At 45.8% G+C, this 22,283-nt stretch carries 19 protein-coding genes; 3 read left to right on the plus strand and 16 right to left on the minus strand.

Features of this window, described 5'->3' with window-relative positions:
* Positions 1 to 118: 118 nt before the first annotated feature.
* From VKA52_RS11055 to VKA52_RS11095, 9 genes are all read right to left on the minus strand, one after another.
* On the minus strand, positions 119 to 1,402 hold the full coding sequence (locus VKA52_RS11055) for a GntP family permease (protein WP_326315701.1): 1,284 nt from the start codon (positions 1,400 to 1,402) through the stop codon (positions 119 to 121).
* 18 nt (positions 1,403 to 1,420) lie between these two features.
* Positions 1,421 to 2,599 (minus strand): thiolase family protein, encoded by a 1,179-nt coding sequence (locus VKA52_RS11060; protein ID WP_326315702.1) that lies wholly within the window; start codon positions 2,597 to 2,599, stop codon positions 1,421 to 1,423.
* 18 nt (positions 2,600 to 2,617) lie between these two features.
* Positions 2,618 to 3,394: a 3-hydroxybutyrate dehydrogenase gene (locus VKA52_RS11065; RefSeq protein WP_326315703.1), complete on the minus strand. Its 777-nt coding sequence runs from the start codon at positions 3,392 to 3,394 to the stop codon at positions 2,618 to 2,620.
* A 12-nt stretch (positions 3,395 to 3,406) separates the two neighbouring features.
* Complete coding sequence (locus VKA52_RS11070; protein ID WP_160910539.1) at positions 3,407 to 4,087, minus strand: 3-oxoacid CoA-transferase subunit B; 681 nt, start codon at positions 4,085 to 4,087, stop codon at positions 3,407 to 3,409.
* 18 nt (positions 4,088 to 4,105) lie between these two features.
* Positions 4,106 to 4,801: a CoA transferase subunit A gene (locus tag VKA52_RS11075; protein WP_115823022.1), complete on the minus strand. Its 696-nt coding sequence runs from the start codon at positions 4,799 to 4,801 to the stop codon at positions 4,106 to 4,108.
* A 204-nt stretch (positions 4,802 to 5,005) separates the two neighbouring features.
* Complete coding sequence (locus VKA52_RS11080; protein WP_326315704.1) at positions 5,006 to 6,370, minus strand: sigma-54 interaction domain-containing protein; 1,365 nt, start codon at positions 6,368 to 6,370, stop codon at positions 5,006 to 5,008.
* Positions 6,371 to 6,533: 163 nt separating this feature from the next.
* The gene (locus tag VKA52_RS11085; protein WP_326315705.1) at positions 6,534 to 7,808 is read right to left on the minus strand and encodes a M48 family metallopeptidase; all 1,275 of its coding nucleotides are present in this window, start codon (positions 7,806 to 7,808) and stop codon (positions 6,534 to 6,536) included.
* Between the two features lie 65 nt (positions 7,809 to 7,873).
* Entirely contained in the window at positions 7,874 to 8,341 is a 468-nt protein-coding gene (locus VKA52_RS11090) for an NUDIX hydrolase (protein ID WP_326315706.1), read from the minus strand.
* A 173-nt stretch (positions 8,342 to 8,514) separates the two neighbouring features.
* Positions 8,515 to 9,636: an endonuclease gene (locus VKA52_RS11095; RefSeq protein WP_326315707.1), complete on the minus strand. Its 1,122-nt coding sequence runs from the start codon at positions 9,634 to 9,636 to the stop codon at positions 8,515 to 8,517.
* Between the two features lie 294 nt (positions 9,637 to 9,930).
* Here VKA52_RS11095 and VKA52_RS11100 point away from each other — a divergent pair, with 294 nt between their 5' ends.
* Positions 9,931 to 11,292: an FAD-dependent oxidoreductase gene (locus VKA52_RS11100; RefSeq protein WP_326315708.1), complete on the plus strand. Its 1,362-nt coding sequence runs from the start codon at positions 9,931 to 9,933 to the stop codon at positions 11,290 to 11,292.
* A 263-nt stretch (positions 11,293 to 11,555) separates the two neighbouring features.
* On the opposite strand, the gene ltaE is transcribed toward VKA52_RS11100, so the two are convergent.
* Complete coding sequence (ltaE, locus tag VKA52_RS11105) at positions 11,556 to 12,578, minus strand: low-specificity L-threonine aldolase (protein ID WP_326315709.1); 1,023 nt, start codon at positions 12,576 to 12,578, stop codon at positions 11,556 to 11,558.
* A gap of 183 nt (positions 12,579 to 12,761) precedes the next feature.
* Between ltaE and VKA52_RS11110 the strand changes: the two genes are divergently transcribed.
* Together VKA52_RS11110 and VKA52_RS11115 are read left to right on the plus strand one after the other, a co-directional pair.
* Positions 12,762 to 14,102, plus strand: coding sequence for an alanine/glycine:cation symporter family protein (locus tag VKA52_RS11110; protein WP_326315710.1), 1,341 nt, complete (start codon positions 12,762 to 12,764; stop codon positions 14,100 to 14,102).
* 102 nt (positions 14,103 to 14,204) lie between these two features.
* A complete protein-coding gene (locus VKA52_RS11115; RefSeq protein ID WP_326315711.1) occupies positions 14,205 to 14,912 on the plus strand; it encodes a DUF2306 domain-containing protein in 708 nt (235 codons plus the stop codon).
* A gap of 407 nt (positions 14,913 to 15,319) precedes the next feature.
* Here VKA52_RS11115 and VKA52_RS11120 read toward each other — a convergent pair whose 3' ends face one another.
* The 6 genes from VKA52_RS11120 to yycF form a co-directional block, all read right to left on the minus strand.
* The gene (locus VKA52_RS11120; RefSeq protein ID WP_326315712.1) at positions 15,320 to 16,546 is read right to left on the minus strand and encodes a S1C family serine protease; all 1,227 of its coding nucleotides are present in this window, start codon (positions 16,544 to 16,546) and stop codon (positions 15,320 to 15,322) included.
* A 77-nt stretch (positions 16,547 to 16,623) separates the two neighbouring features.
* A complete protein-coding gene (locus tag VKA52_RS11125; RefSeq protein WP_326315713.1) occupies positions 16,624 to 17,418 on the minus strand; it encodes an MBL fold metallo-hydrolase in 795 nt (264 codons plus the stop codon).
* Positions 17,419 to 17,432: 14 nt separating this feature from the next.
* On the minus strand, positions 17,433 to 18,347 hold the full coding sequence (yycI, locus tag VKA52_RS11130; protein ID WP_160910531.1) for a two-component system regulatory protein YycI: 915 nt from the start codon (positions 18,345 to 18,347) through the stop codon (positions 17,433 to 17,435).
* 14 nt (positions 18,348 to 18,361) lie between these two features.
* Entirely contained in the window at positions 18,362 to 19,735 is a 1,374-nt protein-coding gene (locus tag VKA52_RS11135) for a YycH family regulatory protein (protein ID WP_326315714.1), read from the minus strand.
* Positions 19,732 to 21,570: a cell wall metabolism sensor histidine kinase WalK gene (walK, locus tag VKA52_RS11140; protein WP_160910529.1), complete on the minus strand. Its 1,839-nt coding sequence runs from the start codon at positions 21,568 to 21,570 to the stop codon at positions 19,732 to 19,734. Before walK ends, VKA52_RS11135 begins: the two co-directional genes overlap by 4 nt.
* Positions 21,571 to 21,577: 7 nt before the next feature.
* Positions 21,578 to 22,282 carry a response regulator YycF gene (gene yycF, locus VKA52_RS11145; protein ID WP_160910528.1) on the minus strand — a complete coding sequence of 235 codons (705 nt, stop codon included), beginning with the start codon at positions 22,280 to 22,282 and terminating at the stop codon, positions 21,578 to 21,580.
* Position 22,283 lies beyond the last annotated feature (1 nt).

Consider the following 22,283-nt stretch of genomic DNA (forward strand, 5'->3'; position numbering starts at 1 on the left):
TCCTTAAATAAGCAATTCTATTACTATTACTTCTTTATAGAGGAAATCCCTCTATATTTCTAACATAAAATAAAACAAAACAGGACACCCATCATAGGATGTCCTGCTGTTTGTTTTATTATAGAATGCCAATCGTGTTCAACAAGATGACAAAAGCCACAGAAATTACCGGAATCAATACAGCCACAACAAAGATATCCTTATAGCTGTCTTTATGCGTCATTCCCGTAATCGCAAACAGTGTCAAAACCGCTCCGTTGTGAGGAAGTGCATCGAGACCGCCGGAGGATAAGGAAGCAACACGGTGGAAGGCTTCCGGGCTGATCCCTGTATTCATCGCGATTTCATAGTATTTGGATCCTAACGCTTCCAAGGCGATCCCCATACCGCCTGATGCGGAACCGGTTGCACCAGCGAGCACGTTAACCGCAATTGCTTCAGAGATCAGTGGATTTCCTTTGATGCCCATCAGCAGTTGTGTCAGGTTGGCGAAGCCGGGGACTTCGCGTACGACTGTACCGAAACCGACCGCGGCACTCGTGTTAATGATGGCAATAACCGATCCGCCTGCTCCACTGTTCATGGAAGGGATGAACTTCTTGTACATCGTCACATTCAAAAGCATGATGAGCACGATTCCTGAAATCAAAGCCGTGACAACGTCCCATTCTAATAGATTCAATGTAAGAAGAACCGTTAATAAGGGCAAAAGGGACAGGAAGAAATTCGGCGTTTGATCGGGTCCTTCCTCTTCTTTCTTTTCTTTCGGTTCGGTGAATACTTCTCCTTGAGCGACGAGTTTCTTCTCACGCCATCTCAGGTAAAAATAACCTCCACCACCCATGATGATGGCAGCAATGATCCCCATGACAGGTGCGGCCATGGCATCCGTCTGGAAATATTCCATCGGGATCAGGTTTTGGATTTGAGGGGAACCCGGCAAGGCTGTCATCGTGAATGTGAACGCACCTAAAGCGACCGTAGCGGGAATTAGTTTACGACTGATATTCGCTTCACGGAACAGCGATAGGGCCAATGGATAAACAGCGAAAACAACAACGAACAGGCTGACCCCGCCATACGTTAGAACAGCAGCAGATACGAGTACCCCTAAAATCGCACGCTGGGTACCAATCAATTTTGTAAGAGCGACCGCAACAGAACGAGCCATCCCTGTGTCTTCCATCAGTTTTCCAAAAATGGCACCGAGCATGAAGACCGGGAACCAGTCTTTCGCGAAGGCGACAAATCCGCCCATATATGTATCTTTATAAGCTTCGAGTAGATCGAGACCGCCGGTGAGGGCGACGACACCAGCTGCGATGGGCGCCACCCAGATGATTGACCAGCCCAAATAGGCGAGGGCCATCAATACGGCAAGTCCGAGAAAAATTCCGAGCATGGTTTTTCCTCCTTAGGTTTATTGAGTCTCGACGACCATGGCGATGCCTTGACCGCCGCCGATGCATAACGATGCGACGCCGTAACGTCCACCTCTTCGTTTAAGTTCCTTGATCATCGTGTACAGGACACGTGTGCCGCTTACGCCGATTGGATGACCAAGGGCGATGGCTCCTCCGTTGACGTTCACTTTGTCACGGTCGAGGCCGAGTTCCTTCTCAACAGCAAGATATTGAGATGCGAACGCTTCGTTCACTTCAACAAGGTCCATCTCATCAAGCGAGAGCTGCGCCTTTTCCAAAGCTTGACGAATCGCTGGTGCAGGACCGATGCCCATATATTCAGGTTCAACGCCTGCAACGGACCAGGAAAGGATCTTGGCTATCGGCTGAACATTATGATCGCTCACGTAATTTCCGCTTGCTAAAACAACCGCACCTGCGCCATCATTGATGCCACTTGCGTTTCCACCTGTCACCGTGCCGTCCTTTTTAAAGGCAGGCTTCAGCTTGGATAAAGATTCAGGGTTCGTATCTTCACGGATATGCTCATCTTGGTCGACTACTTTAGTACCTTTACGTGTCTTAATCTCCACAGGAACGATTTCATCTGCAAATTTCCCTGTTGAACGGGCTTCTGCAGCAAGCTTGTGACTGCGTGTGGCATACTCATCCTGCTGTTCTCGTGAAATTTCATATTTCTCGGCAAGGTTTTCACCGGTCACACCCATACCGGCTCCGATGTATTCATCCGTCAATGCAGCCCATAGCATGTCATCAACTTTTGGTGTACCGAGCTTCGTTCCAAAACGACTGCCTCGCATGGCATGTGGGGCAAGACTCATGCTTTCCACACCACCAGCTAAAGCCGTTTCCCCCTCGCCAAGCTGAATCGACTGTGCAGCCGAGATGACGGATTGCATGCCGGATCCACACAACCGGTTGACTGCAAGAGCCGGGCTTGTATGTGGTACGCCTGTTTTCAAGGAAATGTGGCGCGCTAAGTAAGGCGCGTTTTGAGAAGAGTGGATGACATTTCCCATGATGGTTAGATCAATATGTTCAGCAGAAATGCCGCTTCTTTTCAAGGCTTCTTTACTTGCCGTGACACCTAAATCGGTCGGATCGACGTCTTTCAGGGAACCACCGAACGTGCCGAACGGAGTGCGTGCCCCTTCTAAGATATAGACTGGTTTCATGTGAAAATCCCCTTTCGTTTATTGAGCCGTATAACCGCCATCGATGACGACTGCCTGCCCTGTGACCCCTTTGGCCTTGTCGCTTGCAAGAAACAATGTGTAATCTGCAATTTCCTGAACAGACAATAGACGTTTTTGAGGAACAAGCGGATAAATAACTTCTTCCAGCGCTTTTTCTAGAGATACGCCCCGGTTTTCAGCGAGATCCTGCAGCTGATTTCGAACCAGTGGTGTGTCTACATAACCTGGGCAGACGGCATTCACCGTGATTCCGTCTTCCGCTCCCTCAAGAGCCGTCACCTTTGTAAGACCGATGACGCCATGTTTTGCACTATTGTATGCGGCTTTTCCAGCAAATCCGATCAGCCCATTAATGGACGCCATGTTGATGATGCGGCCGAATCCTTGCTTTTTCATAACCGGGAAAGCGTGTTTGGTCGCCATGAACGGGGCAACTAACATAATTTTAGTAATCAATTCGAATTTTTCTGTTGGGAAGTCTTCAATCGATGCGACGTGCTGCAACCCGGCATTGTTGACGAGCACATCAAGACGGCCGAATTTTTCTACCGTTTCGTCAATCGCACTTTGGATCTGTTCTTCCTTCGTCACGTCACAGACCAGTCCGATTGCCTGCAGACCCTCTTGATTGAGACGATCTGCTGCTTCTTTTACTTTTTCTTCGTTAATATCGCTGAGTGCTACTTTCGCGCCGTTGCGGGCGAATTCAGTTCCGATTTCATAGCCAATTCCGCTCGCTGCACCTGTAATGAATACCACTTTATTCTCAACCATGGGTGTTCCTCCTTATTTGCTGGATGGCATTTTTAAAAGTTCATCACTGATGATGAGATTCGCTTCTGTCTGATCTTTGATTTCGTCCACGGTCCATCCTTCAGCAATTTCCACGAGCATCAATCCTTTGTCCGTCACGTCCATAACCGCACGGTCCGTGATGATACGATCGACGACGCCTTTTCCTGTCAGTGGCAGTTTACATTCTTTTAAAATCTTCGGATCGCCATGTTTATTGACATGGTCCATGATGATGACGACCTTTTTCGATCCGTGTACGATATCCATCGCACCACCCATGCCTTTAATCATTTTTCCTGGAATCATCCAGTTGGCGAGGTCACCATTTTCTGCAACTTCCATACCACCTAAAATGGCTAAATCGAGGTGCTCACCACGGATCATGGCAAACGATTCCGCACTATCGCAGTATGCGGCACCCACAGACGCCGTTACCGTTTCTTTTCCGGCATTAATTAAATCCGGGTCAACTTCATGCTCATAAGGCGAGCGGCCGATGCCCAGGAGCCCGTTTTCTGACTGAAGCACGACTTCTTTATCCGGCTGGATGTAGTTCGCGACCATTGTCGGCATGCCGATCCCCAGGTTTACGTAGTAACCGCTTTCAATTTCCTGCTCTGCTCGTCTGGCAATCATTTCGCGGATTGCCGCTTTGTCTTTTTGTACTGCCATTGTTCATCTACCTCCTATTTATGCTTCTGCCTTTACTGTATAACGTTCAATGCGCTTCTCCTGCTGGCCTTCGATCAGCCCTTGCACATAAATACCCGGCGTATGAATCGCATCAGCTTCCAGTTCACCCGGCTCGACGAGTTCTTCGACTTCTGCAATCGTCACAGCACCAGCTGCCGCCATCATCGGGTTGAAGTTGCGAGCCGTTTTGTTGTACACGAGATTTCCGTGACGGTCTCCTCTGAATGCACGGACAAGACTGAAATCTGCCGTCAATCCTTCTTGTAAAAGGTATTCCTTACCATTGAATGTGCGTACCTCTTTGCCTTCCGCAATCGGAGTACCGACTCCTGCTGGTGTGTAAAAGGCTGGGATACCAGCTCCACCTGCACGGATTTTCTCAGCTAACGTTCCTTGAGGCGTAAGTTCGACTTCAAGCTCTCCTGCGAGAACCTGACGCTCAAATTCCTTGTTTTCCCCGACGTACGATCCTATCATTTTATCAATCTGTTTATTTTTCAAAAGTAGTCCGAGTCCCCAATCATCGACACCACAGTTGTTGGAGATGACCGTTAAATGCTTCACGTTGGATTCGACGAGGGCAAGAATCAAGTTCTCCGGTATTCCGACGAGACCGAATCCTCCTACCATAATTGTTGAATGATCCTTTATGTCTTTCACAGCTTCATGAAATGATGAATAAATTTGTTTCATGAGTCTTCACACTCCCTTCACCCTTTTACATGCAAGTTTCATGCCAACTTCACGGTATTGATGCACCAAGGATTTTGAATCTTTTGTGAACGATCTTTTCCGGATTTCCGGAATTCAAGGTCACTAAATAATGAAAGCCCTTACATAAACGCATAAAAAGAACCATTCCGGAATTTCGGAATAGATTCCCGAATTCTGGAATGGTTAGAGATTGTATTTTTTTACTTTGTCGTAAAGCGATGACTTTCCGATACCCAGACGCTTCGCAGCCAAGCCCTTATCACCATCGGCTTCTTTTAACACCTTTTGGATTGCATGCTTTTCAGTCTGCTCGACGATTTGTTTCAACGTTTCCGCTTCCTGAGCGGGAGCAGATTCTTTTTGAAGATGAGAAGGAAGGTCCTCATATTGAACAGTCTCCCCATCGGTCATGTGCACCGCTGATTCGATGACGTTTTCAAGCTCACGGACATTGCCCGGCCAATGGTATTTGTAAAAGACGTCTTCAACGGCTTTCGAAAACTCTTCCACACGTTTGCCCGTACGATCGGATATTTTCTGCAATAAATATTTAGAGAGGATTTTAATGTCGCCACGCCTCGTGCGAAGAGGAGGAATATCAATCTGGACGACATTGATCCGGTAAAAGAGGTCCTCACGAAAGCGCTGTTCCTGAATCATTTCCTCGAGCGACTGGTTGGTCGCAGCAATGATACGGACATCCACTTCCTGCGGATGAACGGCTCCTACCGCTTCAATTTCCCCTTCCTGGAGAGCGCGCAAGATTTTCACCTGCGCTCTTAGTGGCATATCCCCAATTTCATCAAGAAAAAGCGTCCCACCATGAGCGAGCTGGAATTTCCCGGGCTTTCCACCTTTTTTCGCCCCGGTAAACGCCCCATCCTGATAGCCAAACAGCTCCGCTTCGATGAGATCCTCAGGAATAGCCGCACAGTTCACCTTCACAAAAGGCTTTGTGCTCCGCTCGCTGAGGTGATGAATACTGTGAGCGAACAGTTCCTTCCCTGTCCCGCTTTCCCCTCGTAAAAGAACAGAAACATCGCTGTGAGCCGTTTTGCGTATTTTTTCCTTTAACCGCAGTACGTCCGGGGAGCTCGTAATGATGTCATGCAGGGAGTACTTGGCACCGTTTTGCTGCTGCATTTGATTACGGTACGTTTCAAGCTCAAGGAGGAGATCCTTAATGTGCGTATTCATGATTTTCCACTCATCCGTGTCACGGAATAGGACCATGCCGAGAGCACCAATCACCTCACCGTTTTCCCAGAGAGGAATGCGATGGGCAATCATGTAATCGCCACGGATCTGCTGAAGGTCGGCCATTTCTTCTTGCCCTGTAGCTGCCACAATGTGCATGCGCGTATTTTCAATGACGTCCGTCACATGCTTTCCCTTTACCGTCGTTTGATCCACATCAATGAACCGACAGTAGCTTTCATTCATGTAAGAAATGCAGCCCTCTCGATTGACGACGACAATACAATGTTCCACATTCCCAAACAACGTTTCAAGCACTTGATTCCGGTAATCCTCAAGCATAGAAAGCATCCCATACCCTCCTCTTTCTTCCTATTTAATATGATAACGTTTACAAACTCATTTACTAAAATTCTACCAGAATACCCCCGCACATACTAGATACAACCTAAAAACTGCCACACCAGGTCATCCAAATTCTGGATGACCTGGTGTGGCAGATATTGTAAGTCTGTTATTCTTCTTTCACATCAATCCCCTGATAGGATTCAAGCATATGGATGCGCTCCATCATGGTCGGGTGTCCGTACCGTAAATATTTAACGAGCGCAGGTGGATGAACATCACTCAACCCGTTCACGGTGAGCTCCTGGAACGAGCCGATTGCCGCACCCGGGTCCCGGGTCATTTCAATTGCGTACTTGTCGGCATCTGTTTCAGCGTTCCTTGATATGGCAAGCTCCACAGGACTGGATAGGAATGAAAGCATCGTCAAGATAAGGAAGAACATTGGCAAACTTGCAATGTCCGAAACCTTTGTGAATCCAAGACGCTCTCCCCACCTGCGCGTCGCGTACCGTAACAAATGATAGGTGAAGAAGAGTCCGAAAAACGTAGCGATAATGACACCCGCTAAATTCCAATACAAGTGGTTCATGACGTAATGGCCGATTTCGTGCGCCATAATAAACAGCACTTCATTTTCTTCAAGGCGGTTCAGCGTTGTATCCCATAGAACGATGCGCAAATTCGATCCGATGCCATTCACATAAGCATTCATGCTATTGGTCTTTTCAGACATATTCACTTCATACACCCGATCAGCCGGAACGTCTGCTTCATCCGCAAGTACAAGGATTTTCTCTTCCAGCTGTTTGTCTTGAAGCTCGGTGAAATCGTTGTAAAGCGGATCAATAACAACCGGCTGTAAGTACATCATAAAAAATAAAAACGGGATCATGAGCACCCAGGCGATTAACCACCAACGCTTTTCAAACTTTTTCATAAGAAGATAAAGGACCGTGATAAGCAGGGCCATGATAATGAATCCGATCCAAAACCCGATCAGCTCATCGCGCATCCAGCTTGAAAAGCTTTGAGTCGAAATGCCATATTCTACAGACAGCCATCGTCTCGCATAATCCAGCGGAAATAAAAGAATCGTCGTCAACGTTTGCAGCAGTAAAACGAAGATCGGTATTTGGATGATGCGAAAACGGGAGATCTGCTTTCCGAAATTCTTAAAAACGACGGTGGCACCAAAAATCATCACACCAAGATAGATCATCCACTCGAGCGGCTCTCCGAGAAAGGATAAGAAATTCTGATACCGCGAATACTCCTGACTCAACTCAAGCTCTTTTTCCGTCATGAAAGTCGCGGGATCTGCAGCCGTTCCTTCATAGGCTGGCGGCACACCGACATCTGTCCACTGGAAGAAATAAAGGCCTAATAAAAGACCATAGATGACATACAACGCGAGTGTCCAAGTGATGAACTTTTTCTTCACTTCCCCACCTCCGAAAAATAGGACTCGTACCATTGTACGAGCCTGTGTGAATGACTAGAACTCTCTTATCTTTTCACAACGAGATGCGATGTTTCACATGGAACATTGGTTAATGCTTTTCGGAGAAAAGGCGGTCGTACTTCAATTTTCTCCATATCTTCTAAAGGGATCCATTGATAGATCAGCTGCTCCCCTTCAAGTCCATGGAAAGGCCCTTCTCTGAAGTTCGGTAGTTCGGTGGTTAATAAGTAATAGAAAGCCACCTCATGCATATCATCCCCGAGGTGTTCGAAAAACGTCTCCGCCATCCATACCGTCCGATCCACTTCCACAACATAGCCAAGCTCCTCTTTCATCTCCCGCACAATCGTATCTTCAGATGCTTCCCCCAGTTCTATACCTCCGCCTGGAAGCGCCCAGTATGAATCATTCACCTGTTTATGTAAAAGCACATGACCTTTCTCAATCAAAATGCCAGCCGCCCGATAATTGAACCGCTGACCGTCCACCTTGAACCGAACATCCCTTGCCATCCAATCCCTCCTAAAAATCTCATATCCTATTAAACTACTACACCCAAAAACCAAACTCCTGCACCGGTTCATAAAGATCCCAAATATTGTTGTACCAGTTCATACAGATAATGGTAATTTAAACCTTGTAAAAAACCGGACCATAAGACGGTCCGGTTCGCTTCTTGCTTCTTTTACCATATCTGTTCAACGTATGCTGGGTGATCGATGAAAGGATTACGGTTTCCTTGATAATCATGAAAGATTACTTCATTTCGGTTGCGTTCAAAGTCATCGACAGGATCCTCTGCATGCCATTCCTTCAACATAGAAAGTTTTCCTAAGTACGGCCCGCTCGTTCCTACATAATCAGCAATCTCCAAATCCAATTCCCCCTGGCCCCCTTCATAACGGACGGCCATATAGAAAATCATTCGTGCGACGTCCCCTTTTACTGCGTCACGGGGCTCCCATGAATCTCCGTCATAGTACGTGCCCGGCGCTTCATAAAAAGCGGATCCTCCTTCATCAAAATCCAGATTTCCACGAGCGGAATTGACGGTAACATCGGTCGGTCGGAGGTGGTGGATATCCGTACCCGCTCCCGTCGATGTCCCGAAATCCCCATGGGACTTCGCCCACACATGCTCACGGTTCCAGTCATCAACATATCCTCCGTTGTCATACTTGCTATAGGACTTTCCAGAGTATAAAAGCCGTACATTATTCGGGTTTGATGGATCCTCATCTGTATGACGCAGTGCATCCCAGACGTTGGAATATGAAAGCTCGGTATGGTCGTCAATGATCTTATGCAGCGATTGCTTGAGTGCATAGCCTGTCAAACCTTCGACCCCTTGGTAGTAGCTCCCTGTGTATGTACCACCACCGTCCCCTCCGTCACCATCACTTGAAACTTTAGAGATCGAACTTACATATTCAATCCCCTGGTGAGTAAAATAATCATCCCTGGTCCCATCTAATCTGATTTTTGTTCCCATCAACCCAGGGTTGTTCTGCAGTCCATATTCACTGCGATATTCTGAATTCAACTTTACAAAAATCATGTCGTCCACCTGAGTTTCCGAAGCATCATCCGCTACCGCCAAAGCATAATTACTTGTGAAACTGCTCTGTTCAACCGTGTCAATGCCCACAGGTACCCCTACAATATACCCTTCCACCACTACATCGGTTCCATTCGGGGTGGACAAAGAATCGCCTACGGTTATCGTTCCAGCAGCCTGAACACCATGGACAGATAAAATAAAGACAAGACTAAAAAAGAAAACGAACTTCCTCTTCAATTCAATCACTCCCTATATAGAAATTAGACCGTCGCCTATCTCTTCCATGTCGGATCACCATTTCCTTCAGCTCACCACAAAATTAATACAAACCTCACAGACTCTTAACACAGCCTACAGAAATTACCAGAATATGTATGACCTGGTCTCCCAAAAAATGTATAGCAAAAAAGGCGAAGGAAAAGTGAAATTGTTATGTGAAATATTGATCAAAAGGGTTGTTTTTCATATTCAACCGTTTTATAATTAAGAACATATCCAACATGTGAAATAATTCACATGCATTTTCAAGGAGGATTTACCATGAAAATTGTTGTTATTGGAAGCACTCACGCAGGTACGGCTGCGGTTACAAATATGGCGAAACTATATCCTGAAGCAGACATTACGGTTTATGAACGAAATGACAATGTATCCTTTTTATCTTGCGGTTTAGCTTTATACGTCGGTGGTGTCGTCGATGATCCACAAGGGTTGTTTTACTCTTCACCAGAAGAGCTGCAAAAGCTTGGTGTAACGATGAGGATTCAGCATGACGTGGAACATATCGATACCGTCAGAAGAACAATGGAAGCTACAAACCTTGTTACAGGTGAAAAAGTTTACGACACGTACGATAAGCTCGTCATGACTACAGGGTCCTGGCCTGTCACACCTCCCATCGAAGGCATCAATCTAGATAACATCTTGCTTGCGAAAAACTATCACCAGGCAAACACCATCATCGAGCGTGCGAAAGACGCCCAGAAGGTTACCGTCGTCGGAGCCGGTTATATCGGTGTAGAACTTGTTGAAGCTTTTGAAAAAGCAGGAAAAGATGTGACCCTCATTGATGGTGCCGATCGAATTTTAAACAAATATTTAGATGAAGAGTTCACCACGATGGTCGAAGATGATTTCAACGCACGTGGCATTGAGCTCGCTATGAACGAAACGGTGCAGCGTTTTGACGGAACGAACGGGTCTGTATCCAGCGTCACAACAAACAACGGAACGTACGAGACAGACCTTGTTATCCTTTGCGTAGGCTTCCGTCCAAACACGGATCTTTTAAAAGGAAAAGTGGACATGCTCGATAACGGAGCGATTAGAGTCAATGAATATATGCAAACAAATGACCCTGATATTTTCGCTGCCGGCGACTGTTGTGCCGTTCCTTACAATCCTACAGGCGGACATATGTATATTCCACTTGCCACAAATGCTGTCCGTATGGGAACCTTAGTCGCCCGCAATTTATTTGAGCCGATGATGAAGCACGTCGGAACACAAGGCACATCCGGCCTACACATTTTCGATCTCAACATGGCTTCAACTGGACTTACGGAAACATCTGCTCAACTTTTAGACATTCATGTGAAAAGCATCACAATTGAGGATACTCACCGTCCAGCATTTATGCCGTCAGCAGAAAAAGTGATGCTGAAAGTGACGATCAACCCGGATACCCGTCGTATTCTCGGTGCCCAAGTCATTTCCAAAGCAGACGTAACACAATCCATCAACACGATGAGCGTGTGCATCCAAACAGGGATGACGATCGATGAACTGGCGTACACTGATTTCTTCTTCCAGCCACACTTTAATCAGCCGTGGAACTTCCTGAACAAAGCAGGTCTTGAAGCACAGTCCCAGAAGCCTGGACGACTGCCTGCACTTGTCTAATAAATGACCCCCATGGATGCTTCCATGGGGGTTTTACTATTTTCGCTTATCCAATTCTTTTCTATATCGTTTCATTCTTCTCAAATCCTTGCCTAGCTCATCCAGCGGAATGCCATCTACAAATGAATCCTTGTACAACATCTCAGCAAATTTTTCATCATTGACCGACGACCCTCGCCTGACCTGATTTGCTCGGATGTCCGCTATGAAAGCCACCTCCTAGGGTTGTTGCCTAACTATACCCTATTCATGAAAAGATACTCCTAGTACTGATATCGGGAAATGACCACATCAATCACCCGGTCGATGTCTTTAGCGCTTACATCATAATTCGTGACGAACCTAATTGTAGCTGGCCCGAAAGGAACGGCTGAAATACCGTCATCCTTCAGCTTATGTAAAAAGGATTGGGCGGTCTCCCCCAGTCCACCGACATGAACGAGCACGATATTCGTTTCCACTTTTTCAATCGCCAGGCCTTTCACATGCTGAAGTCCGTTCGCCAGCTGCCTCGCATGAGCATGATCCTCTGCTAAACGGTCGACCATCTCGGTCAGAGCCACATACGCAGGTGCAGCAACCATTCCGACTTGGCGCAATCCGCCGCCGAGACGCTTCCTCCATTTTCGCGCCTTTTGAATAAAATCATAGGAACCGGCAATGACTGATCCGACCGGTGCACCTAACCCTTTCGACAAACACACCTGTACCGTATCAGTTTGGTCCGCATACCGGCGTAAAGAGATACCTGAGGCGACCGAAGCATTGAACAATCGCGCCCCATCAAGATGGACGGGAATTCCTTTTACTCTAGCCACTTCATAAATCGCACGCATATTCTCGAGTGGAACGACAACCCCACCTGCTTTGTTGTGCGTATTCTCGAGGCAGATCAAGCTTGTTTCCGGGAAATGAATGTCGTCCGGCCTAATTGCCGCTTTCACATCTTCAGGGTCCATAACCCCGCACGTTCCTTGAATCGTCCGCGGCTGAACGCCGGCCAATGCCGACATCGAAGCCCCTTCATATAGAAAAAGATGGGCGTTTGCTTCCAAGAGCACTTCATCCCCAGGTCTGCAGTGAGTCAATACAGCAATCTGATTGCCCTGAGTTCCACTGGTCACAAACAAAGCTGCCTCTTTACCGAGCATTTCCGCTGCCTTGTCTTCAAGTATTTTCACCGTTGGATCTTCTTCGTACACATCATCCCCAACCTCTGCTTCAAAAGCGGCCTGACGCATGGCCATCGTCGGCTTGGTTACGGTATCACTTCGCAAATCAATCATAACTACCCCTCCTTTTATCTATTGTACGTAACTTCCTCAGTGTTTGGAAAGCATTAGCGGTAGCGGTTGATACTTAAATATCTTTGTCGAATTCCTAACTAACATTTTCTCTTGTCCTAAAACGCTTGCAAGTGAGATACTCTTTTTCATAGTCATATGTTAAAGAAAGAAAGGATCTAGCTCATGGAACAACTAACCAACGTATTCATAGATATTAATAGCTTTTTATGGGGACCAGTCATGCTGATCTTCCTGCTCGGAACGGGTGTCTGGCTCACATTCCAGCTGCGCTTCATCCAGGTACGATTTCTTGGTCAAGGATTCAAGCAGACCTTCGCTCCCCTTTTCAAAAAAGAAAAAACTGAAGGCATCCACTCCTTCAAGGCGCTAGCGACTTCGATTTCTGCACAGGTCGGAACAGGGAATCTGGCTGGTGTCGCGACCGCCATCGCAGCCGGCGGGCCCGGGGCGATTTTCTGGATGTGGATCAGCTCCTTCTTCGGGATGGCCACGATTTTTGCAGAAGCCGTCCTGGCTCAGCTTTATAAAGTAAAAAAAGGAGATCAAGTCCACGGTGGACCCGCGTATTACATCCGGGACGGGCTTGGCAGCAAGTGGCTTGCGGGTTTCTTTGCCGTTGCTATCATCATCGCCCTTGGGTTTGTCGGTAATATGGTGCAGTCCAACGCAATCACTACTGCAATGAACGAAGCGATGGGTTCAAGTTCCACAACGCTGAATCTTGGTCTTGGAATTTCCGTCGCCTTTTTCATCGGACTCATTTTATTCGGAGGCATTACCCGCATCTCTTCCTTCGCTGGAAATGTCGTACCGATCATGGCCTTGCTCTATATCATTGGAAGTCTCATGATTATGGTGAACTTCTGGGACCAGGTGCTTCCGACACTGCAGCTCATTGTCCAAGCCGCGATCAGCCCTGAGGCAGCCGGTGGAGGTGTTCTCGGTGCGACCATTAAAGAAGCGATTCGCTACGGCATTGCACGCGGGCTCTTTTCAAATGAAGCCGGCATGGGATCGACCCCTCATGCGCACGCGATTGCAAACGTGAAGCGCCCTTCCCATCAAGGACTCGTCGCCATGGTTGGCGTTTTCATCGATACCGTCATCATTTGTACCCTGACAGCGATGGTTATTTTGACTACAGATGCCCATCAAACAGATTTGCAGGGAAGTGCGATTACTCAGGAAGGATTTGCACGGGGACTTGGGGAATTCGGCATTCCATTCATCGCCATCTGTCTCTTATTCTTTGCGTTCACGACAATTCTCGGCTGGGCTTATTTTGGAGAAGTGAACGTGAAATTTTTGTTCGGTGAAAAAGGAGTCCCTTTCTACCGCGCTATTGTGTTGATGTTCATCGTGGCCGGTTCGCTTGTCCAAGTGGATTTTGTCTGGCAGATGGCTGACACATTCAATGCGCTTATGGTACTGCCGAACTTAATTGCAATCCTCGCTTTAACGAAAATCATCAAGAAAACATGGAAACAGGATCAACTTGATTAAAAAGACCGGCGTCAGCCGGTCTTTTTTTGTAAATATCTAGTATAAGAGGAGGAGATAAGTTTCCGGAAAGCGTATATGTAGAAGGAGGTTAAGGAAGGAGCAATGGCTATGTTATTATTCTCAATCATACTTACTATTCATATCATCGCTGGATTCAGCGCGCTCACGATCTTTTGGATCCCTCTTGTAACAAAAAAAGGAGGAAATATTCACAGGAAAGTCGGCTGGTTTTATGTCACGGCGATGTACATGGTAGCAGCAACAGCTTTATATATGGGAATTTATCGTATCTTTTTCGATTATACCGCACCAGAGGCTCGAGCTTTTTCATTTTTCCTGCTTTTCATTGCCACATTAAGTGCGGCGACAGCATGGATGGGCATACGCGTCCTGCGCTTTAAACGTCGGACAGAAAAACACCGCAATCTGTACGATCTAGGAATTTCAAGTCTGCTGATCTTCATGTCAGTGATTACCATGGTGTTCGGGTGGATGTACGAATTTCCCTTGCTTCAATACTTCCCTATTTTAGGGATCATTCTTGGCGGAGGCCAATTGTATTACTGGCTAACCCCTCCCCAACATAAAATGCACTGGTATTTTGAGCATTACGGAAATTTAATCGGCTGTTCAATAGCCACTCTTACGGCCTTCACCGTATTCGGTGCTCCTCGTTTGTTGAATATATCAAACATAAACATCTGGTTGTGGTTCCTGCCCACTGCCCTTTTAACGCCACTCATTTACCTATTCAATTGGCATTACCGTAAAAAATTTAAGATTAAGAAAGTGAAAAAACAAAGTGCTTAAAACAATTCTCGATTATCGTTACCATTAGACAATTTTTGATGGGATTAAATAAAGGAAAAGCATAAGATTTAATGGGAAATCTCCGTTTACCTTTATACACATGTGGAAAATACAGACTAACGAAAATAGTTACCCACAATTGTCCACAGACTTATGCACAAACCTTGTAAATTTTCTGATATTCACAGCTTTCCCCTGAATATAAACAGGTTATCCACTGAAATTATCCACATATTCACAACGGAGGTTTCTATATGGTGGCGAACATATTTTCTACTACCATATATGACACTTATCCAGAATACTATTCACACCCTGTGGATAACATCAGAGCGAATTTCGTAGAATAATATCGAATTTTGACCGTGAAAAAGAGTACCCAATTATGGATACTCTTTTTATGTGAATTACTCTTGGGATCCAAGCTTCAAAGTGGTTGTCGCCTTCTCGCCATCTCTATAATACGTGATTTTCATCTCATCGTCAGGATCCTTTTCATTGTACAGATACTTACGTAAATCGATAATGTCACGTACAGGTTCTCCATCAAGAGCGGTGATGACATCCAATGGCTCAAGACCTGCTTTAGCAGCTGGAGACATTTGACGGATGCTGCGGATGTACAATCCACCGTCTACATCATCAGGAAGATTCAACGTATTGTCCCATTCAGACGTCGGTACCTCATTCAGCCCATAGGCTTCAATTCCAATGTACGGACGGTTTACTTGGCCAAATTGTTCCAATTCATCAATGATTGGCTTTGCTGAATCAATAGGAATCGCAAAACCGATGCCTTCAACGGAAGACTGAGCAATCTTCATTGAGTTAATTCCAATCAATTGGCCATCAATGTTAATGAGTGCCCCACCACTGTTTCCAGGGTTTATGGCTGCATCTGTCTGAATAACTTCCGCCTGCCAGTCTTCCATTCCATCTCCATTAAAGTCTTGAGGGATTGCTCTTTCCTTACCACTAATAATTCCTTGAGTAACCGATCCTGCGAAACTGAGACCAAGTGGGTTTCCGATAGCGATTGCCGGTTCACCGACTTTCAAGTTTTCTGAAGTCCCCAGCTCAGCAACTTGTTCAACTTGATCAGCCGGCATTTTCAAAACAGCCAGATCGGTAAATAGATCTCCCCCGATTAATTGGGCTTTGACCCTTGTTTCATCGGAAAGGACGACTTCAATTTCACTCGCCCCTTCAATCACGTGATTATTCGTCACCACATAAGCCGTGCCGTCTTCTTTTTTATAAATCACGCCTGACCCTACCCCTGCCTGTTGTGCCGAATCGCCTTCCTGCTGCCAAAAGTCTTGACGTGTCTGTAAATTAACGACTCCTACGACGGAGGGAGTCACTTTATCAACCACATCAGTGATTTGGGTATTTACATCAAGCTTGACGTTCTTAGTCGTACCACCTGTCAGGCCCTGATTGTCTTCAACAAGTCCACTTTCATCCTCAGGAATCGTCATATCATAAGGAAGCAAGTCTGTTTGAACCAAAGCTGGCAAAGCCAATAAGACAAGAACGGCTCCTAAAATACCTCCGACAATTGTCGGCATTACCCACCGCCTGCGCTGCTGTTTCTGCTGACGTGTAGGGGAATGATCATCATAATAACCCACGTCTCTTTCACCTTACCTTTCTCACGCTCTCAGATTTCTAAGGTACTGTTTCCTTATTCTTTACAATTTAAAACCTTTTAAACCTCAAAGATTGGTGTGGCTTCCTGTGGGTCTGTATCATGTAATTCAATGTGGCTTCCCACTTCAATTCCACGCTCTTCCAAAACATTTTTTACAGACATATGGGCAAGATCTTTCATATTATTATCCAGACTCAAATGCGCAAGATAGATTCTTTTTGTCTGGTCTGTGATGATATCGGTGAGGGCCAGGGCACAATCCTCATTGGAAACGTGACCGGAGTCCCCTAATATCCGTCGTTTTATATTCCATGGGTAGCGCCCCATTCGAAGCATGCTCACATCATGGTTTGATTCAAAAATGTACGCGTCAGCACCTTCCACCGTCTTTTTAATCCGTTCGGAAACATAGCCGAGATCGGTGACAAGTGCAATTTTCTTTCCATCCTTATGGAACGTATAAAACATAGGGTCTGCCGCGTCATGCGAAACGGCAAAGGACTCTACATCCAGACCTCCGAATGTCTTCGTCTCCTCCATGGAAAAATGGAATTTCTGATCAATGGAAAGTTTGCCGATTTGCCCTTCCATCGCATTCCAGGTTTTTTCGTTAGCGTAGATAGGAAGGTTGTAGCGCCTGGCCATAATGCCTAGACCTTTAATGTGATCACTATGCTCGTGAGTAACAAGGATTCGCGATAAGGATTGCGGATCGATATTGACTTGATCAAGCAACCCTTCCATTTTCTTACCACTCAAGCCAGCATCAACTAATATTCTCTCGTCTCCCGATTCAATGTAGAATGCGTTCCCCGTACTGCCCGAAGCAAGTACACTAAATCTCATGCTCATTCCATACACTCCATTTAATTGTTTTCTCTATTTTCATTGGCTGCCGTTTGCTCTGCTTCCGTACTTATTAAGCCATGCTCATCTTTGACATCTGAGATGAAGGATTCTTCATTGATATATTCGATGATTGTTCCGTCAAAAGTGTAGAGAAAGTGGTTGCGATCCCCATTGACCGTCACTTTCCATGTGGATGCGAACACTTGAGTCTCATTTTCCTCACCAGCAGGTAAACTGTAACTCGTATGATAACCGATATCCATCGATGTAATTTCATCACCCGGCTCAATCAGCCCGTTATTCAAGAGGATACGAATGGCACTTAATGGTTCGATGGTAACTTCCGTTTCACCAGAAGCACCTGAGTATCCACCATTTTCAAAGGATAGCAGGGTTGCGACATATCCCGTGAGTTCACCATCTACGATATTCAACAACAAATATCCGTTATTATTAAAATAAATCGTTTTATTGTCTTTTGCCTGGAAAAAGAGAGCCGCACCCTCTTCTTCATTCCAGCCCCAATAGGAATACCGGGAAGCAAACGGTACAACGTCCATGACCACGCCCTGGATTGTATCTTCCGTCACTTCGATGGGCTCATCAAAAGTGACTTGCAATACTTGATTGTCTTCTTTTAGCTCGATCTCCTTATCGCTCTCATCCATACCTTCAATCATACTCATCACGTCATCGGGAAGCGTATGCGTACTTTCCGATTCAATCGGAGTAGCTTCTGGCAATTCCTCCGGGATCGCATCATCCTTAATGGAAATGTCGTTCGCTTCCAGTTCGGTTTCAATGCTTTCAGCAACGGTGGAAATCTGCCCCACTTCATCCTCCGCTTGCTTCCCTAACAATTGCTGCAGCAGGAAAAGGTCGAGGATTAAGAAGCTGATGATGAACAATGTTTTAATTTGCCCCCACTGCATGTTTTACCTCCTCGTCACGAAACCTCTTCATTTTGGGACCTTTCTTCCGGGTACACTTTCGTCCAACCACTGTTTGTCAACATATACCACTCAGGAATCAAACTGTACACCAACTCGCTCCTTTGTTCTTCAAGCGTGTACATAATCTCCAAGTCCCTGATTCTGGACGGTTCCAATTCCCCAGCTTGTCGAATATTTGATAGGACTTCCACTCCTGATAAAAGTTTCGTCTCGCTTTCGTTAATGCTGCTGTACTGAACAAGCGGGCGGTCATATTCCTGAATCTGCCCTTGTTGATAACTTAACTGAATGCTCGCCAAATTATAAGTATCGATATTCTCCAAAACAGGGCGGTCATTAAAGTAGAGACGGTAGCGGACTTCATCACGACCACTTAAGATCGTGTTCAGTCGATAGTCATCCGTCCACCCCAAATGACTATTGATATCCTCCATGCTTTGTACAAACAATTCATATTCCGTCAAGTTCTTCTGGTTTGCTGAGTTAGGGATCGTCAAGTCATATTCCATTCTCTTGTCATACTGTGTCAGCCGCCGCTGGAATGTTTTAGTGATATTCTCTCCACTATTTGTCCGGGATTTGAAGACCCGTGTATTAGAAGGGAAAATATCATTTTGGATCGGTTTTACATTGACCGCTCCTGTCTGAAGTACATATTCCGATATACTCACCGGGTTTTTCGGTACGTAAATGTGTGAAGCATTCGTTCCATCCTCCGGGGCGATCTGGAGGACATCGGCCACCCGGGCTATCTCCACCAATTCATCTTTATTATCGATTTCCTGCATGGCCCGTTCTCCAGAAGCCGCACTGATATCGGCCTGAAGAGTGACTTCACTCCCTTCAGAGTCACTATTGACAAACCATAAATCGTAAGAAGCTGGAGAAACAGCACTCCCCTCCTGGGAATGCCGTAACAAAAATATCCGATTGAAGTTGGCCTGCAGCCCCTCCAGTGGAATACTCTCATTCACTTGAAAGATATCACTGATTACCTGGATTGGCAGATGGGCAGGAAAAATGATTTCCACAATATCGCTATGGTTGTCGACATCTATCGTTCTAGGACTTGTATCCAGATTAGATAAATTCCACTGCTGCATCTGTTTTTGGTAAAAAGCGGTGCGATCAATATTATCTTTAAATGTAAAATATGAATTTTGCTCATGAAAAACGACTTTATCAGGAGGAACCAGATTTGGAACTGCTCGCTCTGATCCTATTTCTTCTAATTTCGTATCTTCAATGAACACATCTTCTTCCAACGTTTCATTCACGGGCTGATACGTCCAAAGAGCTACCGTCAATACTAAGCTGAAGGCAATGAGGATCACCATAATGACGGACTTCATGGTTTCTTTTTTCATGACTGTCCCCTCCGCTTCTGATTCATGAGCGGCAGAGTAAAGTGGACAGTCGTGCCCTTACCTTCACGGCTTTCCGCCCATATTTTTCCATGATGAGCTTCAATCATTTCCCGGGCAATAGCAAGACCCAGTCCGGTTCCTCCCATTTCTCTCGCACGGGATTTATCGACACGATAAAAGCGGTCAAAGATTTTATCAACGGTGTCCGGAGGCATGCCGATCCCTTCATCGGTAATGCTTACCCGCAGCTGTTTCTTCGTAGAATGGGCATTAAACCGTATACTCCCACCTTCCGGGGAGTATTTGATGGCGTTAGAGATGATGTTATCCAGTACTTGAGTAATCTTATCCTTGTCCATCCATACATACATGTTCTTATTCGACAAGTTGCGAACAAGCTCTACTTTTTCATTTTTGTTCATTTCAAAACGATCAATGATATGGTCGAAGAAACTCACAAACTCCACACGCTCTTTCATCAGACTTGTTTCTTTATGATCCATCTTGGTCAATTGCAGAAGATCGTTCACCAAACGAATCATACGGTCCGTCTCATTTTGGGTCACATCAAGGAACCTTGGGGCGATATCCGGATCCTGCCAAGCCCCGTCGTTCAATGCCTCTATATAACTCCTCATCGTCGTCAACGGAGTACGTAGTTCGTGCGACACATTTGAAACAAACTCTCTTCTTTCTTTTTCCACACGTTGTTGTTCGGTCACATCACTGATGACGGTGATAAAACCATTCATGTCATGGTTTTCATCTTCAACCGCAGAAAAGTTTGCTTTAAGAAGCAGGTGGTTATCGTCACTGCTTAAATCAATGATCATGGACCCCGCTTCTTCCACTTCAGATATATCTTCAACCTGATCATTCAAGTCAAGAACATCCACAAGGGATTGACCCTGGACTTCCTCGAACGTCTGTCCAATTAATTTAGACGCCGGTGCATTCATTAGTGTAATCGCACCAAGACGGTCTGTCGCAATGACCCCGTCCGACATATTGGAGAGTACAGAGCTCAGCTTCCGGCGCTCGCCCTCTGTGGTCGCAGTAGCCAGCTTCAATTTATCATTCAGATCATTGAATGTATGGCCTAACTGTCCAATTTCGTCGTTTCCTTTGACATCGACCTTCTGCGAGAAGTCCCCTGTCGCCATGACTTGTGCCTGACGTTTCATTTCTGTCAGAGGTTTCGTGATGGTCCTCGCCACCAAAATCCCGAGCAAAGCCGTAACCGTAATAGCTAAGACCGTCCCTTTGGCGAAAATGCTGATGATTTCCCCAAGTTGGTCATAGATATCATTCATATAAACTTCATAATAAAGAGCCCCAACAATTTCATCTCCGGACTCGTCCGTAATTGGATTCGTTCCGCGGAACAGACGGTTGTTGGTTCCTTCCTCTCGCCACGGTTTTGGCTCAGTGGCCTCCCCAAACAGGAAGACCTTAGTAATGGCAGGGTCCGTAACTTTCTTACCAATAGGAGACTGGTCGCTCGTCGTTGTGGCTGCAAGTACCTTTTGGTTATTGTCGACAACCATCAACTTCCCAATATCTGTATTATCATCACTGAAGTCATTAATAAGACCTTGAAGGTCATAATTTAAAGGCAGCGAATCTTCTCCCCGCTCTGTATTAAAAGCATTTTGCAAGCTGTAGGTTAAAGAATTCAGCTGCCCTTCCACTGAATTCGTAAAGTTGGTTTCCAACTGCTCTTCCAATCGATCGACAAAATAGACACCAATGACTTGAATGCCTAATAACAATAACAAAATGTATACGAGAATCAGCTTCAGCCTCACAGACTGAAAGAAGCCTACTTCTTTCATAAAGGCGTTACTCCTGTTCTGGGTTTCTCAAATAATACCCAACCCCACGACGGGTAACAATCCACATTGGGTTACTAGGATTCTCTTCAATTTTTTCACGCAAACGTCTTACCGTTACGTCGACAGTACGAACGTCCCCATAATAATCATAACCCCAAACGGTTTCAAGCAAATGTTCACGAGTCATGACTTGACCGATATGGCGAGCAAGATAGTGAAGAAGTTCAAATTCACGATGAGTCAATTCAATATGATTTCCGTCACGAGTCACCGTGTACGCATCCGGGTGAATCGCAAGACGACCGATTTCAATATCCTTCGTCTGCTGCGCGCTGTCTTCAGGCTCCTGCTGTTGACGACGCAGGTTCGCCTTTACGCGGGCAATCAATTCACGGTTACTGAAAGGCTTGGTCACATAGTCATCTGCTCCCATTTCCAGTCCGAGTACTTTATCTATCTCTGCATCTTTTGCCGTCAACATAATGATCGGCATATTATGACGCTTCCTCACTTCGCGGCAGACTTCATTACCGTCTTTGTTCGGCAGCATAATATCAAGAAGAATCAATTCCGGTTCTTCTGCATCTGCTTTTGCAATCGCCTCATCCCCGTCATATGCACAAACAACTTCATAACCTTCTTTTTCTAAGTTAAATTTCAATATATCCGCAATGGGTTTTTCGTCATCGACCACTAAAATTTTCTGTGCCATA

Origin of the sequence: Halobacillus sp. HZG1 (genome assembly GCF_035818575.1) — a bacterium.
In the GTDB taxonomy this organism is placed as follows: domain Bacteria; phylum Bacillota; class Bacilli; order Bacillales; family Halobacillaceae; genus Halobacillus; species Halobacillus litoralis.

Coding starts and splice junctions, on each gene's coding strand:
- VKA52_RS11055 (WP_326315701.1), bottom strand. CDS start 1,402: ATGCTCGGAATTTTTCTCGGACTTGCCGTATTGATGGCCCTCGCCTAT.
- VKA52_RS11060 (WP_326315702.1), bottom strand. CDS start 2,599: ATGAAACCAGTCTATATCTTAGAAGGGGCACGCACTCCGTTCGGCACG.
- VKA52_RS11065 (WP_326315703.1), bottom strand. CDS start 3,394: ATGGTTGAGAATAAAGTGGTATTCATTACAGGTGCAGCGAGCGGAATT.
- VKA52_RS11070 (WP_160910539.1), bottom strand. CDS start 4,087: ATGGCAGTACAAAAAGACAAAGCGGCAATCCGCGAAATGATTGCCAGA.
- VKA52_RS11075 (WP_115823022.1), bottom strand. CDS start 4,801: ATGAAACAAATTTATTCATCATTTCATGAAGCTGTGAAAGACATAAAG.
- VKA52_RS11080 (WP_326315704.1), bottom strand. CDS start 6,370: ATGCTTTCTATGCTTGAGGATTACCGGAATCAAGTGCTTGAAACGTTG.
- VKA52_RS11090 (WP_326315706.1), bottom strand. CDS start 8,341: ATGGCAAGGGATGTTCGGTTCAAGGTGGACGGTCAGCGGTTCAATTAT.
- VKA52_RS11100 (WP_326315708.1), top strand. CDS start 9,931: ATGAAAATTGTTGTTATTGGAAGCACTCACGCAGGTACGGCTGCGGTT.
- ltaE (WP_326315709.1), bottom strand. CDS start 12,578: ATGATTGATTTGCGAAGTGATACCGTAACCAAGCCGACGATGGCCATG.
- VKA52_RS11110 (WP_326315710.1), top strand. CDS start 12,762: ATGGAACAACTAACCAACGTATTCATAGATATTAATAGCTTTTTATGG.
- VKA52_RS11115 (WP_326315711.1), top strand. CDS start 14,205: ATGGCTATGTTATTATTCTCAATCATACTTACTATTCATATCATCGCT.
- VKA52_RS11125 (WP_326315713.1), bottom strand. CDS start 17,418: ATGAGCATGAGATTTAGTGTACTTGCTTCGGGCAGTACGGGGAACGCA.
- yycI (WP_160910531.1), bottom strand. CDS start 18,347: ATGCAGTGGGGGCAAATTAAAACATTGTTCATCATCAGCTTCTTAATC.
- VKA52_RS11135 (WP_326315714.1), bottom strand. CDS start 19,735: ATGAAAAAAGAAACCATGAAGTCCGTCATTATGGTGATCCTCATTGCC.
- walK (WP_160910529.1), bottom strand. CDS start 21,570: ATGAAAGAAGTAGGCTTCTTTCAGTCTGTGAGGCTGAAGCTGATTCTC.
- yycF (WP_160910528.1), bottom strand. CDS start 22,282: ATGGCACAGAAAATTTTAGTGGTCGATGACGAAAAACCCATTGCGGAT.